Origin of the sequence: Modicisalibacter xianhensis (assembly GCF_900113605.1) — a bacterium.
In the GTDB taxonomy this organism is placed as follows: domain Bacteria; phylum Pseudomonadota; class Gammaproteobacteria; order Pseudomonadales; family Halomonadaceae; genus Modicisalibacter; species Modicisalibacter xianhensis.
The window spans coordinates 42,140-56,880 of record NZ_FOPY01000013.1; the positions used below are offsets into that span (position 1 = coordinate 42,140).

At 62.6% G+C, this 14,741-nt stretch carries 15 protein-coding genes; all 15 read right to left on the reverse strand.

Features of this window, described 5'->3' with window-relative positions; translation table 11 throughout:
• Positions 1–2: 2 nt before the first annotated feature.
• The 15 genes from rnhB to rpsB all read right to left on the reverse strand — a co-directional run bounded on the left by rnhB (position 3) and on the right by rpsB (position 14,665).
• Positions 3–608 (reverse strand): ribonuclease HII, encoded by a 606-nt coding sequence (gene rnhB / locus BM194_RS15200; RefSeq protein WP_244890984.1) that lies wholly within the window; start codon positions 606–608, stop codon positions 3–5.
• Positions 609–661: 53 nt separating this feature from the next.
• Positions 662–1,846: a lipid-A-disaccharide synthase gene (gene lpxB, locus BM194_RS15205; RefSeq protein WP_092848454.1), complete on the reverse strand. Its 1,185-nt coding sequence runs from the start codon at positions 1,844–1,846 to the stop codon at positions 662–664.
• Positions 1,847–1,858: 12 nt separating this feature from the next.
• The gene (lpxA, locus tag BM194_RS15210; RefSeq protein ID WP_092848457.1) at positions 1,859–2,629 is read right to left on the reverse strand and encodes an acyl-ACP--UDP-N-acetylglucosamine O-acyltransferase; all 771 of its coding nucleotides are present in this window, start codon (positions 2,627–2,629) and stop codon (positions 1,859–1,861) included.
• Entirely contained in the window at positions 2,626–3,069 is a 444-nt protein-coding gene (gene fabZ, locus BM194_RS15215; protein ID WP_092848460.1) for a 3-hydroxyacyl-ACP dehydratase FabZ, read from the reverse strand. Before fabZ ends, lpxA begins: the two co-directional genes overlap by 4 nt.
• 118 nt (positions 3,070–3,187) lie before the next feature.
• On the reverse strand, positions 3,188–4,228 hold the full coding sequence (gene lpxD, locus BM194_RS15220; protein WP_092848667.1) for a UDP-3-O-(3-hydroxymyristoyl)glucosamine N-acyltransferase: 1,041 nt from the start codon (positions 4,226–4,228) through the stop codon (positions 3,188–3,190).
• Positions 4,229–4,268: 40 nt separating this feature from the next.
• Entirely contained in the window at positions 4,269–4,763 is a 495-nt protein-coding gene (locus tag BM194_RS15225) for an OmpH/Skp family outer membrane protein (RefSeq protein ID WP_092848462.1), read from the reverse strand.
• Between the two features lie 35 nt (positions 4,764–4,798).
• Complete coding sequence (bamA, locus tag BM194_RS15230; protein ID WP_244890985.1) at positions 4,799–7,141, reverse strand: outer membrane protein assembly factor BamA; 2,343 nt, start codon at positions 7,139–7,141, stop codon at positions 4,799–4,801.
• A 176-nt stretch (positions 7,142–7,317) separates the two neighbouring features.
• On the reverse strand, positions 7,318–8,670 hold the full coding sequence (gene rseP, locus BM194_RS15235) for a sigma E protease regulator RseP (RefSeq protein ID WP_092848465.1): 1,353 nt from the start codon (positions 8,668–8,670) through the stop codon (positions 7,318–7,320).
• 17 nt (positions 8,671–8,687) lie between these two features.
• Positions 8,688–9,887: a 1-deoxy-D-xylulose-5-phosphate reductoisomerase gene (gene ispC, locus BM194_RS15240; RefSeq protein ID WP_092848468.1), complete on the reverse strand. Its 1,200-nt coding sequence runs from the start codon at positions 9,885–9,887 to the stop codon at positions 8,688–8,690.
• 9 nt (positions 9,888–9,896) lie between these two features.
• Entirely contained in the window at positions 9,897–10,694 is a 798-nt protein-coding gene (locus BM194_RS15245) for a phosphatidate cytidylyltransferase (RefSeq protein WP_092848471.1), read from the reverse strand.
• On the reverse strand, positions 10,687–11,430 hold the full coding sequence (uppS, locus tag BM194_RS15250; RefSeq protein WP_092848473.1) for a polyprenyl diphosphate synthase: 744 nt from the start codon (positions 11,428–11,430) through the stop codon (positions 10,687–10,689). Before uppS ends, BM194_RS15245 begins: the two co-directional genes overlap by 8 nt.
• Positions 11,431–11,486: 56 nt before the next feature.
• On the reverse strand, positions 11,487–12,044 hold the full coding sequence (gene frr, locus BM194_RS15255) for a ribosome recycling factor (RefSeq protein WP_092848475.1): 558 nt from the start codon (positions 12,042–12,044) through the stop codon (positions 11,487–11,489).
• Positions 12,045–12,048: 4 nt separating this feature from the next.
• Positions 12,049–12,789 carry a UMP kinase gene (gene pyrH / locus BM194_RS15260; protein WP_092848477.1) on the reverse strand — a complete coding sequence of 247 codons (741 nt, stop codon included), beginning with the start codon at positions 12,787–12,789 and terminating at the stop codon, positions 12,049–12,051.
• Positions 12,790–12,894: 105 nt separating this feature from the next.
• Entirely contained in the window at positions 12,895–13,764 is an 870-nt protein-coding gene (tsf, locus tag BM194_RS15265) for a translation elongation factor Ts (RefSeq protein WP_092848480.1), read from the reverse strand.
• A 169-nt stretch (positions 13,765–13,933) separates the two neighbouring features.
• On the reverse strand, positions 13,934–14,665 hold the full coding sequence (gene rpsB, locus BM194_RS15270) for a 30S ribosomal protein S2 (protein WP_092848482.1): 732 nt from the start codon (positions 14,663–14,665) through the stop codon (positions 13,934–13,936).
• Between the last annotated feature and the right edge of the window lie 76 nt (positions 14,666–14,741).

The window sequence follows — 14,741 nt, forward strand, 5'->3', positions numbered from 1 at the left end:
TCTCAGAACAGCTCGAGTTGTTTCTTGACCGGCGCAAAGGACCGGCGATGTTCGGCCAGCGGCCCCAGCCGAGCCAGCGCCGCCAGGTGTTCGGGCGTGGGATACCCCTTGTGGCGGGCAAAGCCATACTCGGGATAGCGTGCATCGAGCGCCACCATTTGTGCATCCCGCGCGACCTTGGCGAGGATCGAGGCGGCGCCGATCGCCGGATGGCGGGCATCGCCCTTCACCACCGCCTGACCGGGGAGATGATGCCTCGGCAGGCAATTGCCGTCCACCAGCAGGTATTCGGCAGCCACCGCGAGCGCATCGATGGCACGTCGCATCGCCAGGTGAGTGGCATGATAGATGTTCAACTCATCGATCTCGGCCGGTGAGGCTTGCGCCACGGCAAACGCCAGGGCGCGCTCACGAATCAGAGCATCGAGTTCCAGCCGGCGCTTTTCGCTCAGCGCCTTGGAATCGCCCAACCCCTCGACGGGACGGCACGGGTCGAGAATCACCGCCGCAGCAACCACGGCTCCCGCCAGCGGTCCACGGCCGACCTCGTCGACCCCCGCCAGACGCTCACCGGTGTACTCGATGACCAGCTCGGGAAAGCCGCCCAAAGGCCTTTTTCCCGTTTTCCTGCCTACCCTCTTTCTATCAATGCTGGTCAAGGTCATGGCGCTTTCTCGAACTCACCAGGGGCCACTTGCTGCGGCAATGATCGCCGTTGGGCCAGGGCAAGCACCGTGTCGGCGGCTCGCTCGCTGGCACAGCGCTGCAACTGCGCATGCATGGCTGCAAAGCGCGACTCGATCGCCTGGCGGGCCTGAAAATCGCCAAGCCAGGTCACCAGCCGTTCGGCGATCGCCTCGGGCGTGGCCGCGTCCTGGATCAACTCAGGCACCAGCGTCTCGCGCGCGATCAGGTTGGGCAGCGAAATCCACTCGGTCTTGACCAGGCGTTGCGCCAGCCAGTGCGTCGCCGGTGCCATCCGGTAGGCGACGACCATGGGCCGGTGGCAGAGCATGGCCTCGAGTGCAGCGGTCCCCGATGCCAGCAGCACGGCATCGCTGGCGACCATCGCCTCACGGGACTGGCCATTCACCAGCCTGACCCGAGACGTCAACGCCGGATACTCCTTCAGCAGCGCAGCCAGTTCCTCATGGCGCTGAGGGGTCGCCGCCGGGATCACGACCTGCAAGCCCTCGATGCGCTCGATCAGCCTAACGGCACTATCGAGGAAGGTGCGGCCCAGGAAGCGAATCTCGTTGGCCCGCGAACCTGGCAGCATGGCCAGTACCGGCCCGTCGCCCGCCAGGTCCAACGTCTGGCGCGCCGCGCGGCGGTCATTGACCAACGGCAGTTCATCGGCCAAAGGGTGTCCAACGAAGGCCACCGGCACCTGATGGCGCTCGTAGAATGCTGCTTCGAAAGGCAGAAACGTCATCATGACATTCACCGAGCGGGCAATGCCCTTGACCCGCCCCTGCCGCCAGGCCCAGACGGAAGGGCTGACGTAATGTGCCGTCGGGATGCCGCTATCGCGTAACTGACGCTCCAGCCCCAGGGTGAAATCCGGTGCATCGATGCCGACCATCACGTCGGGTTGCCAGGCCAGCGCATCGCGGCGCAGATGCCGGCGTACACGGATCAGCCCCGGCAGATGCTTGACCACCTCGACCAGCCCCATCACCGATAGGGTTTCCAGCGGATAGAGGCTGACGAAGCCTTCGGCGATCATGCGCGGCCCCCCGATACCACGGAACTCGATATCGGGATGGCGCGACTTGAGGGCGCGCATCAGCCCGGCGCCCAGAATATCGCCGGACAGCTCACCAGCCACCAGGTAGACACGCATGTCCTGTCACTCTCAGCGGGTAATGCCGCGGGTCGAATTGCGCAACGAGGCGATGAAGACCTCGACTTCGGGCATATCGGCGTAGCGGGCTGTCAGGGTTTCCAGCGCCTGCTCCAGTGTCTGGCCCTGCCGGTAGACGACCTTGTACGCTTCGGCGAGCGCCTTGAGCGCCTCCCGGGAAAATCCCCGACGTTTCAGGCCGACCAAGTTCAGGCCATGGGCCTGCGCGGGATTACCATTGACCATGAGGTAGGCCGGAATGTCCTTGGTGACGATCGAGCCCCCACCGCACATGGCATGGGTGCCCACATGGCAAAACTGATGTACGGCGGAGAGCCCGCCAAGAATGGCATGGTTACCGAGGGTGACATGTCCGCCCAGCGTGGCCTGGTTGGCGAGAATGCAGTCGTCGCCGATCACGCAGTCGTGCCCCACATGAGCGTAGGCCATGAGCAGGTTACGGCTGCCGATCGACGTCACACCACGATCCTGCACGGTTCCCCGGTGCAGGGTGACGCCTTCGCGGATGACATTGTCGTCGCCGACCTCGAGGCGTGTCGGCTCGCCGGCATATTTCTTGTCCTGGCAGTCCTCGCCCACCGAGGCGAACTGAAAGATGCGATTGCGCTCGCCCAGGCGTGTCGGGCCCTTGACCACCACATGCGGGCCCACCACACTACCGGCCCCGATCTCGACATCCGGTCCGATCACGCTGAACGGGCCGACCTCGACGTCATCGGCCAGGCGGGCAGAAGAATCGACGATGGCGGTAGGATGAATCAAGCAACCTTCCTCTCGGCACAGATGATCTCAGCCTCACAGGCCAGTTCGTTGGCGACGGTGGCGCGGCAGGCGAATTTCCAGATACCGCGCTTCTCACGCACCACTTGCGCTTCCAGGCACAACTGGTCGCCAGGCATGACCGGGCGCTTGAAGCGGACGTTGTCGCTACCCACAAGGTAATAGACATAACCGTCGCGCGGCAGCTTGTTGACCGTCTTGAACCCCAGAATACCGCAAGCCTGGGCCATGGCTTCAATGATCAGGACACCCGGCATGATCGGGTGATGCGGAAAGTGGCCATTGAAGAACGGCTCATTGATGCTCACGTTCTTGTAGGCGACGATGCGCTCACCCAACGTGATATCCACCACACGATCCACCAGCAGGAACGGATAGCGGTGCGGCAGATACTCACGAATCTCGTTGATGTCCATTACCATCGATACGACCTCTGAAAGTGCGTAATGCCCACCGGACAGGGTGGGCATTCTGGAGCGGATATCCGCTGACTTGGCTTGGCGGTGGATTATAGCGTCACGCTACGGCGCTGACAGCCGTTCACGCGTCCCGATTGTCACGCTCGAGTCGCGCCAGGCGCTTGGCGATGTCGTCGAGTTGCTTGAAGCGCACGGCATTCTTGCGCCATAGGGCGTTGTTCATGGCCCCGGTCCCCGACGAGTACACGCCCGGCTCGGTGATGGAGTTGGTGACCAGGCTCATGCCGGTCACCTGGACCCCGTCGCCAATCGTCAGGTGACCGGCCAACCCGACGCCACCGCCCAGCATGCAGTGGCGACCTACCCGGGTCGACCCGGCGATCCCCACGCAACCGGCCAGTGCCGTATGGTCGCCGATCTGCACATTGTGTGCGATCTGCACCTGACTATCGATCTTGACATCATTGCCGATCACCGTATCGCCAAGGGCACCGCGATCGATGCTGGAACAGCTACCCACTTCGACGTCGTCGCCCAGCACCACGCCACCCAACTGGGCGATCTTGTGCCAGGCCTGGCCGTCATGCGCAAAGCCGAAACCGTCGGCGCCAATGACGCAGCCACTGTGGAGAATGGCTCGCGCACCGACGATCACGCCGTGGTAGACAGTAACGTTGGCGTGCAGTAGCGAGCCACTGCCGATCACCGCATCACACCCCACCACGCTACCTGCACCGATGACCACATCGTCGCCCAGCGTCACGCCCGCCTCGATGACGGCCTGGGGCCCGACGCTCACGTTGCGCCCTATCGAGACGCCTTCGGCCACCCAGGCCGTCTCGTGGATACCGGCCGTGACCTGGGCATTGAAAGGATCGAACAGCCGCGATAGCTGGGCATATCCCAGATAGGGATTATCGAGTTCGAGGCGAGCCGTGGGGCAGTCGGCGGCATGCGCGGGGTGGATGAGCACAGCGGCTGCCCGTGTCTCGGTGAGGTACTTGAGATAGGCCTTGTTGGCCAGAAAGCTGATATCCTGCGGGCCGGCATCGCTGAGCGTTGCCAGCCCGGTCACGCGGCGCTCACCGTCGCCGACGAGGGTCGCCCCCAGCCGCTGGGCCAGCTCGGCGAGGGAGCACGTAAAGGGTGTCGTCATTTTCATGGCATCGGCGAGCGGGCGCCCGGGTGGACGCACCGAACGATCACTTGTCGTTGAGAATATCGGTCACTTCCTGAGTCAGGTCGAGACCGTCGGCCATATGTACCACAGAGTCACGGTCGACCAACAACTGTACGTCGTGCTCGGCCACCACCTGATCGATAGCGCGATCCAGTTGCGGCTTGGCGGCCTGCAGGAACTTTTGCTCAGCCTGCTGCTGGGCCCGCTGGATCTCGGCACGCAACTGCTGGAACTCGCCGCCTTTCTGACGCAGTTCCTGGCGCACCTTGCTGCGCTCGGCGTCTGACATGATGTCGCCATCCTGCTGCAACCGCTGCTGCAATTGCTGAAGTTCCTGCCCCAGGCTATCGGCACGCTGGCGCTGCTCGCCGGTCTGGTTGCGCAACTCGTTCATGGAGCGCTGCGCCGCCTCGGAACTTATCAGCGCCTCACGCCAGTCGAGCACGGCCACTTCCGTGGCATGGGCAGGTACCGACAGTATACCAAGCAGGCACAGGACACCTGTCATCTTGCGCATCGAATTCTCCTTGTCACGTTGCCCTGGCTGCATCGTCAGAATGTCTGGCCGAGGGAGAACTGGAAGGTCTGGGTATCGTCACCTTCCTGCTCGTTGAGCGGCTTGGCCACACTGAAGGTCAGCGGCCCCACCGGGGTCAGCCAGGACAGCCCAAGGCCCACGCTGTAGCGAAGCTCGCCCAGGTCGACACCGCTTTCGCAATTGGAATCAGGCGCCCCGGACACATCGGACACGTCGTAGCATTCAGTGAGATAGCTGTTGCCGGCATCCACGAAGACCGAGGTCTGCAGGGAGCGGCGGTCCTCGACCCAGGGGAAGGGATAGATCAGCTCGACCGAGCCTTCGACCAGCACGTTGCCGCCCAGGGTATCGTCGTCACCATCGCCGCGAGGCGTGGTGGCCGGCCCCAGCGTATTGCCGGCAAAGCCACGCACCGACCCCAGGCCACCGGAGTAGAAGTTCTCATAGAACGGATACGGGTCGTTGCCGATGGTATCGGCATAGCCCAGCGAGGTACTGAACTTGAGCGACCAGTCAGGACGGAACTCGAACAGCTTCCTGGCGTTGTAGCGCAGCTTGTAGTACTCGGCATCGGAGCCCGGCACGGCGGTCTCCAGGGCCACACGCTGGTAGCTGCCATCGGTCGGCATGATGCCACGGTTGAGATTGTTGCGCGTCCAACTGGCGGTGAGCTTGTAGCTCATCGCGTCGTTGCCCTGGCTGTCGACGTATCCGATGATTTCGGCCGGCGTATCGTTATAGGTCTCGATGGACAGATCCTCGAGCCCGACCCCGAAGTTCAGGCGGCTGAGGTCGTTGATCGGGTAGCCGAAATCGATGCTGCCACCGTACGAATCGGTGGAATACGTCGAGATATCGGAATCCTCGTAGTCGGTCTCGCGATAGAACAGGTTATAGCCGCGCGAGACCCCGTCGAGGGTCCAGTAGGGGTCAGTGAAGCCGAAGTTCAGGTTGGTGTAGGTGTCGCTGCGCTGGGCGCCGACATTGACCCGGTTGCCCGTCCCCAGGAAGTTCTTCTGTGACAGCGAGGCCCCATAGATGACCCCTGCGGACTGCGAGTAGCCGATACTGGCCGAGATCGAGCCGGATGGCTGTTCCTCGACATTGTAGGTGACATCGACCTGGTCGGGCTCGCCGGCCACGGGCCGGGTCTCGACATCGACCTGGCGGAAGAAGCCCAGGCGCTCGAGCCGCTGCTTGGACTGGCTGATCTTGTCGGTGGAGGCCGGCGCGCCTTCCATCTGGATCATTTCGCGACGCAGCACCTCGTCTTGCGTGGTGGTATTGCCCTCGAAGTTGATCCGTCGCACGTAGGCACGACGACCGGGATCGACCCGGAAGATGACATCGACGGTATCGCCGCCTTCATCGACCTCGGGCACGCTTTCGACGTTGGCGAAGGCGAATCCTTCCGCCCCCAGCGCCTGGCGCAGGGCCTCGGCGGATTCAGTCAGTGCGCTGCGCGAATAGATATCGCCCGACTCCGCCGTGACCAGCGATCGTGCCTGGCTCTCGGGCAGGGTCAGATCACCCGCAAAACGGATGTCGTCGATGCGGTAACGGCGCCCCTCGTCAACATTGATCGTGACATAGATCTTCGACTTGTCGGGACTGATGGCCACCTGCGTCGAGGTGATCGCGAAGTTCACGTAGCCCCGATCGAGATAGTACGAGCGCAGGGTTTCGAGATCGCCGGCGAGCTTCTCGCGCGAGTATTCATCGTCGGAAAACCAGCCGAAGAACCAGCCCGGGCGATCCTCGAGCTGGATGAGATCACGCAGGGTATCGTCGTCGAACGCCTCGTTGCCGACGACGTTGATCTGGCGAATCTTGGCGACAGCGCCCTCGTTGACGTCGATGTTGACCTGAACGCGGTTGCGATCGACCGGCTCCACCGACGTCTCGATACTTGCGCTGTATCGCCCCTGCGAGTGATAGAGCTGTTCGAGCTGGCGCTCCACTTCATCGAGCGAGGCACGCTGCAACACCTGGCCCTCGGCCAGGCCGGTCTCGGCCATGCCCTTGCGCAGATCCTCTTCGGCAATCTGCGAATTGCCCTCGATCTCGATGCGCGAGATCGAGGGCCGCTCGACCACATGGATCACCAGGACGTCCCCGTCCCGGGCCAGGCGAACGTCTTCGAACAAGCCCGTCGCGAAGAGCTGCTTGGCGGCTTGCGCCAGTTCGCGATCGTCTACACTTTCATTGGCGCTTACCGGGAAGGCGTTGAATACCGAAGCGGCAGAAACGCGCTGCAGCCCTTCCACGCGAATGTCCGAAACCGTGAAATCGGCCGCCATGGCCGCTTGGGTGCTGGTTGCCAGCACTACCACCAATCCGAGGGTCTTTAGTTTCATGCAGTCGTTTCGCCCGATCTGTTCTGCTCGCTCGCCGAACAGGCACCTTATACATTTCCCGGGGTGACTGACAAGGCCAAGCGTGGCGCTTGCCGGCCATGCCGCTCCGGGCCGAGGGGCGCCTTAGGCGCCGGATAGTTTCAACGCAACGTCATGTTTTTTGCAGCCGCATCGCGTCACAATCGCATCAGGTCAAAGTACAGCGCCATCAGCATCAGCGTCCCGACCAGCGCCAGGCCGATCCGCAGCCCCACGGCCTGGACAGCCTCGGAAACGGGGCGGCCGCGGATCGCTTCGATGAGGTAGTAGGCCAGGTGCCCCCCATCGAGTACCGGAATCGGCAGCAGGTTGAGCACACCGAGACTGATCGACAGATACGCCATGAAACTGATGAAGCTTTCCATGCCGCTGCGCGCCGTATCGCCGGCCACCCGGGCAATGGTGATCGGGCCCGACAGGTTGGACGGCGAGATCAGCCCGACCAGCATCTTGCGGATCGAGTCGAGGGTCAGCACGGTCATTTCCACGGTGCGCGACACAGACTGCCCGACCGCCGCCAGGGGACCGTAGCGAATCTCGCGCCGATACTCTTCCGGCCAACTGACCGGCTCGACGCCGGCCCCGATGTAGCCGATCGTCTCGCCTTCAGCCTCCCGGCTGCCTGGCATCAGGCCCATGTCGCGAAACTCTCCGTCACGCTCGACGCGCAACGCCAGTGTCTCGCCCGGCCGATTGCGAATCCGCTCGACGAAGTCCAACCAATCCTTGATGGGCGTGCCATCGACCGCCACGATGCGGTCTCCCGGCTCGAGCCCGGCCTGGGCGGCCGCCTCGCCTTCGAGCACCTGGCCGAGCACGGCCGGGATCTCGGGACGCCATGGCGTGACACCCAACGTCTGCAAGGGCTGGGGCGGGTCCTGATGCGCCAGCCAGTTGTCCACACTGACGTGATGCACCCGCGGCTCGGTACTCTGACCCTCGCGTACGCTGACGTCCAGGCTGCCGCTGAGCCCGATCCGCGAGATCAGCTCGAGATTGACGTCCTCCCAGGAGCGGGTTTTATCCCCCTGGATAGCCATGACCTCCTGTCCCGATGCCAGACCAGCCTGCGCCGCGGGTGAACCGGGGGCCACGTTACCGATGACCGGGGCCACCGTCGACGTGCCAGCGACGAAAAGCAGCCAGTAGGCAACCATGGCCAGCAGAAAGTTGGCCAGCGGACCAGCCACGACGATGGCAATCCGCGCCCACACGCTCTTGCGGTTGAACGCACGATCCTGTTCCTCGGGAGCGACCGGCCCTTCACGCTCGTCGAGCATCTTGACGTACCCGCCCAGGGGAATCGCTGCCACGGCGAACTCGGTCCCGTGACGATCGAAGCGCGACCAGAGTGGTTTGCCAAAGCCCACGGAGAAACGCAGCACCTTGACGCCACAGCGCCGCGCGACCCAGAAATGCCCGAATTCATGAAACGTGATCAACAGGCCAAGAACGACGATGACCGCCAGCACATTCTGTAGTGCGCCCATTGCGTTAACCTCCCGGCTTAGCGTGCCAGATGCCGCACGGCAACGCGGCGGGCGCGCGCGTCCTCGGCAAGTATGACGTCCAGTTCATCGGCGGCCTTGACGTCACAGGTATGCATGACGGCCTCGATGACGTCGGGAATCTGTGTAAAGCCCACCCCGCCGGCCAGAAAGGCCTCGACCGCGACTTCATTGGCGGCATTCAATAGCGCTGGTGCCGTGCCTCCCGCCGCCATGGCCTCGCGCGCCAGGCGCAGGCAGGGAAACGCGGTTTCATCGGGTGCCTCGAAGTCGAGCCTGGCCACACTGAACAGGTCGAGATGCTCGACACCCGCGGCAATCCGCTCGGGCCAGGCCAGGCCATAGGCAATCGGCGTACGCATATCGGGGTTACCCAACTGGGCAATGACCGAGCCATCGCTGTAGGCGACCATCGAATGGATTACGCTCTGCGGATGCACGACGACCTGAATCTGCTCGGGACGCGCATCGAACAGCCAGCAGGCCTCGATCAACTCGAGCCCCTTGTTCATCAGCGTGGCGCTATCTACCGAGATCTTTCGTCCCATCGCCCAGTTGGGATGGGCACAGGCCTGCTCCGGCGTCACTGCCTGTAGCCGGACGGCGTCCCAACCTCGAAAAGGGCCGCCCGAGGCAGTCAACAGTAGTTGGGATACGCCGAACCTGCCCAAACCTCCACGATGCCCGGGAGGTAGACACTGGTAGATGGCATTATGTTCAGAATCGATGGGCAGCAGCACGGCACCATGGCGCTCCACCTCGTCCATGAACAGCGCCCCGGACATGACCAGCGCCTCCTTGTTGGCCAGCAGCACGCGCTTGCCTGCGCGCACTGCGGCCAGCGTCGGCAACAGGCCAGCGGCGCCGACAATGGCCGCCATGACCACATCTACCTCGCTCGCTCCGGCAACATCCTGCAGGGCGCCCTCCCCGGACCGCACCTCGGTCGCCAGGCCGGCACGACCAAGCTCGTCACGCAACCAGGCTGCATCGTGCTCATGCGCCAGCACGGCGACCGCCGGACAATGGGTCAGGCACTGATCGCGCAGCGCTTCGCGACGGGTACAAGCCGTCAGTGCATGGACCCGGTAACGCTCGGGGTGGCGCGCCAGGACATCCAGCGTACTGGTGCCGATCGATCCGGTGGCTCCCAGGACGGTAACCGACTGGCGGACATGCGATGTGTCGTTATCCAGCATCACCTTTCCTCAGACCCATAGCCTGAACAGCGCAAACAACGGAATGGCCGCAGTCAGGCTATCGATACGATCGAGTATCCCGCCATGACCGGGCAACAGGCGGCCTGAGTCCTTGATGCCGCGCAACCGCTTGAGCATGCTTTCCAGCAGGTCGCCCAGCACCGATACGAGCGTCACGACCAGCGTGGCGACGACCAGCCATATGGCTTGCGCCGTCCCGAGGCCAAGCCAGGCCGAAAAGAGCATGGCGAGCAACGCCGTCGCGACCATGCCGCCGTACACGCCCTCCCAGGACTTGCCCGGACTGACACGCGGGGCCAGCTTGCGGCGACCGAAACGACGCCCGGCAAAATAGGCGCCGATATCGGCGACCCAGACCAGCAGCAACACGTAAAGCAGCCACTCGCCACCGATGGCACGCAGGTGGATGAAGCCAATCCAGCAAGGCAGCAGGACCCATGCCCCCATGGCCAGGCGAGTGGCAGGGGCACGCCACTGCTGACTGGTCCGGGGGTAGCTCACCACCCAGTAACCGCTGGTCAGCCAGCCGATTGCGCCCAGCCACAGCGGCCAGGCCGACTGCACCACACCCAGCAACCAGGCAAGTAGCATCAGCACGGCCAGACCGACGACATAGGCCAGGCGCTGCACAGGACGGGCCAGCCCCGAGAGGTTGGCCCATTCCCAGCCACCCCAGAGCACGACGGCTCCTGTGAACAGGGCAAAGCCTCCTTCGACAAGGCCGAACAGGCCTACCAGCGCCAGCGGTGCGAGCACCAACGCCGTCAATATGCGTTGCTTAAGCACCTTGAGCCTCGATCTGTTCCTGGGTCTTGCCGAAGCGACGCTGACGACCGGCAAAGGCGTCGATGGCCTCGTCGAAGGCGTCGGCGTCGAAATCCGGCCACAACCGGGGCGAGAAGAAAAGTTCGGAATACGCCAGTTGCCAGAGCAGGAAGTTGGAGATTCGCTGCTCGCCACTGGTACGAATGCACAGGTCCACGGGCGGGGCACTGTTAGTGATGATCTCCCGGTCGAGGGCCGCCTCGTCGATATCGGCGGCGTGCATTTCTCCACTCTCGACCCGCGCTGCCAGCCGCCGGGCAGCCATGGCAATGTCCCACTGCCCGCCGTAGTTGGCAGCGACAATCAGATGCAGACCACGATTGTCCTGCGTCAGCGCCTCGGCCCTTTGGATATGCTGCTGAATCGATTTGGAAAACGCGTCCCGCTCGCCGACGATGGTAAGGCGAATGTCATGCTCGTGCAGCTTTCTGACTTCGCGCTTGAGCGCCATCAGGAACAGCTCCATGAGCGCCCTGACTTCGCCTGCCGGACGCTTCCAGTTCTCGCTGGAAAAAGCGAACAGCGTAAGGGTTTCGACGCCGCGCTCCACGGCACGGCGAATGACGGCACGGACAGACTCGACACCCGCGTGGTGACCGCGGATGCCGGACATTCCATGCGCCCGGGCCCAGCGGTTGTTGCCGTCCATGATGATGGCCACGTGACGCGGCACTTGGGAAGACTGCGGTGACGTCATGTTAACTCGCGAGGATGAGTCAATTCGGGCGGCCATCTATGCCGCCCGTTTCCAGCTCAGACCTGCATCAGGTCGTGCTCCTTGGACTCCAGCAGCTTGTCGATCTCGGCGACATGCTTGTCGGTCAGCTTCTGGATATCGTCCTCGGCGCGGTGCTCTTCATCTTCGGTGATTTCTTTTTCCTTGAGCAGCGCCTTGATGTCGCTGTTGGCATCACGACGCACGTTACGCACCGCAACGCGAGCGTTTTCGGCCTCGGCACGTGCCTGCTTGATGTAGTTGCGGCGCGTCTCCTCGGTCAGCGGCGGCATGGGAACACGAATCACCGTGCCTGCAGTCGCCGGATTGAGTCCCAGGTCGGACGTCATGATAGCCTTCTCGATCTTGGGCACCATGGGCTTTTCCCAAGGCACCACGGCCAGGGTGCGAGCGTCCTCGACATTGACGCTGGCGACCTGGTTGAGCGGCATCTGAGCGCCGTAATATTCCACGGTGACCGCATCCAGAATGCTGGGGTGGGCACGCCCGGTACGAATCTTGTGGAAGTTGGCCTGTAAAGACTCCAGGCTCTTCTTCATGCGCGTTTCGGCGTCTTTCTTGATGTCGTTGATCACGGTATTACCCTCTGTCTATCAGCGTGCCTTCCTTTCCGCCCACGACCAGGTTGAGTAGCGCACCCGGCTTGGTCATGTCGAATACGCGTACCGGCATGTCATGGTCCCGTACCAGGCAGATGGCGGTCAAATCCATTACGCCCAGCTTTTGGTCGAGTACCTCGTCATAGCCCAACTGCTCGTACTTGATGGCTTCGGGATGCTTGACGGGGTCCTTGTCGTAGACCCCATCCACCTTCGTGGCCTTGATGATCACGTCGGCATCGATCTCGATGCCGCGCAGGCAGGCCGCCGAGTCGGTGGTAAAGAACGGATTGCCGGTACCGGCCGAAAAGATTACCACGTCGCCAGAGGTCAGGTAGCGAATCGCCGTACGGCGATCGTAATGCTCGACCACGCCGCTCATCGGAATTGCCGACATGACACGCGAACGGATATTCGAACGCTCCAATGCATCGCGCATTGCCAAGGCGTTCATGACGGTGGCCAACATCCCCATATGGTCGCCGGTCACGCGCTCCATGCCGGCGGCATGCAGTGCCGCGCCACGAAACAGGTTACCGCCTCCGATGACGATGCCCACCTGGACACCGATACCGACCAACTGGCCGATTTCCAGCGCCATGCGGTCGAGCACCTTGGGGTCGATACCGAAGTCTCCGTCTCCCATCAGCGCTTCCCCCGAAAGCTTGAGCAGGATGCGCTTGTACTTCGACTTGGCATTACGGTCGGGATTGGCAGACATGCGTAATCTCCTGATGGCGGCGGAATTGACGAGCGTGGCCGATGGCCAGATACACGATGGCGTGCGCTCTCGCGCACGCCATCTCGAAAGCCAGAAGCTAGGACCTCAGCTACGACGAGCCTGTTCCATCACTTCCTTGGCGAAATCGACTTCTTCCTTCTCGATGCCTTCGCCCACTTCAAAACGGGTGAAGCTGACCACCTCACCGCCATTGGCCTTGACGTAGTCGGCCACGGAGGTGTTGGGGTCCTTGACGAAGGGCTGCTCGGTCAGGCTGTTCTCGGCCAGGTACTTCTTGAGACGGCCCTGAACCATCTTCTCGGCGATCTCCGCCGGCTTGCCGGCCATGTCCGGCTGCGCCAGGATGATGCTCTTTTCCTTGTCGAGCTGCTCCTGCGGCATGTGCTCGGGGCGTGCCACGGCCGGATTGATTGCCGCGACGTGCATGGCAACGTCCTTGGCGACGTCGGCATTGCCACCCTTGAGCAGGGTCAGCACACCGATGCGACCACCGTGGACGTACTCGCCGACCACGCCACCTTCCGGTGCATCGACGACAACAGCGCGACGCACGGAAATGTTTTCACCGATCTTCTGGACCAGCTGCTGGCGGGTCTCTTCCATCTCGCCTTCCATGATGGCGGCGATGTCTTCGGACTTGCTCTCGAAGACCTTGGCCAGGACCTTCTCGGCAAATGCCTTGAAGTTGTCGTCACGGGCCACGAAATCGGTCTCGGAGTTGACCTCGAGCATGACACCGTAGCTGCCATTCTCGGCAACACGCGTCACGACGGCGCCTTCGGCGGCGGTACGGCCGGCCTTCTTGGCGGCCTTGAGGCCAGAATTCTTGCGTAGGTCCTCGATGGCTTTCTCGATGTCACCATCGGCTTCGGTGAGTGCCTTCTTGCACTCCATCATGCCGAGCCCGGTGCGCTCGCGCAGTTCCTTGACCAGAGATGCGCTGATAGCTGCCATGATAGTTAACCTCTAGGTATGTTCGACGTCGGATATACGGAAAACGGGATCTTCCTGCGTGACCGTCACAGCGTGACAAAGGGGGCCGCGGCCCCCTTTGCCCAACTCCCGACCGTCACCCTCGCCAGTGTGGGCGAGAAACATGACAGCCAGGATAGGCATGCCGGAATCACTCGGCGACTTCGTTGCTCTCGGTCACTTCGACGAATTCGTCGGGGCGTCCTTCCTTCGCCTTGGCGCAGGCATCGGCAATTGCGCTGACATAGATCTGGATGGCACGAATCGAGTCGTCGTTGCCGGGGATGACGTAGTCGACGCCATCGGGGTCGGAGTTGGTATCGACCACACCGATGACCGGAATGCCCAGCTTGTTGGCCTCGTTGATGGCGATGCGCTCATGGTCGACGTCAACCACGAACAGGGCATCAGGCAGGCCGCCCATGTCCTTGATACCGCCGATGGAACGCTCGAGCTTGTCCTGCTCGCGAGTCGCCATCAGGACTTCTTTCTTGGTCAGCTTCTCGAAGGTACCATCTTCACGCATGGTCTCGAGATCACGCAGACGCTTGATCGACTGGCGGATGGTCTTGTAGTTGGTCAGCATGCCGCCCAACCATCGATGGTTGACGAACGGCTGACCCGCGCGGCTGGCCTCTTCCTTGATGATCTTGCTGGCGGAACGCTTGGTACCGACGAACATGATCTTGTTGTTGGAAGCCGCCATCTTCTCGACCACGGCAACGGCGTCGTTCAGTGCCGGCAGGGTGTGCTCGAGGTTGATGATGTGAATCTTGTTGCGGGCACCGAAGATGTACTTGCTCATCTTCGGGTTCCAGTACTTGGTCTGGTGACCGAAGTGGGCGCCTGCCTTCAGCAGGTCACGCATGTTGACTTGTGCCATGGATGACTCCTGGTATATCGGGTTAGGCCTCCATACACCCCATGGATCCGACCGCGATGCGCCGAAGCGACCTGAT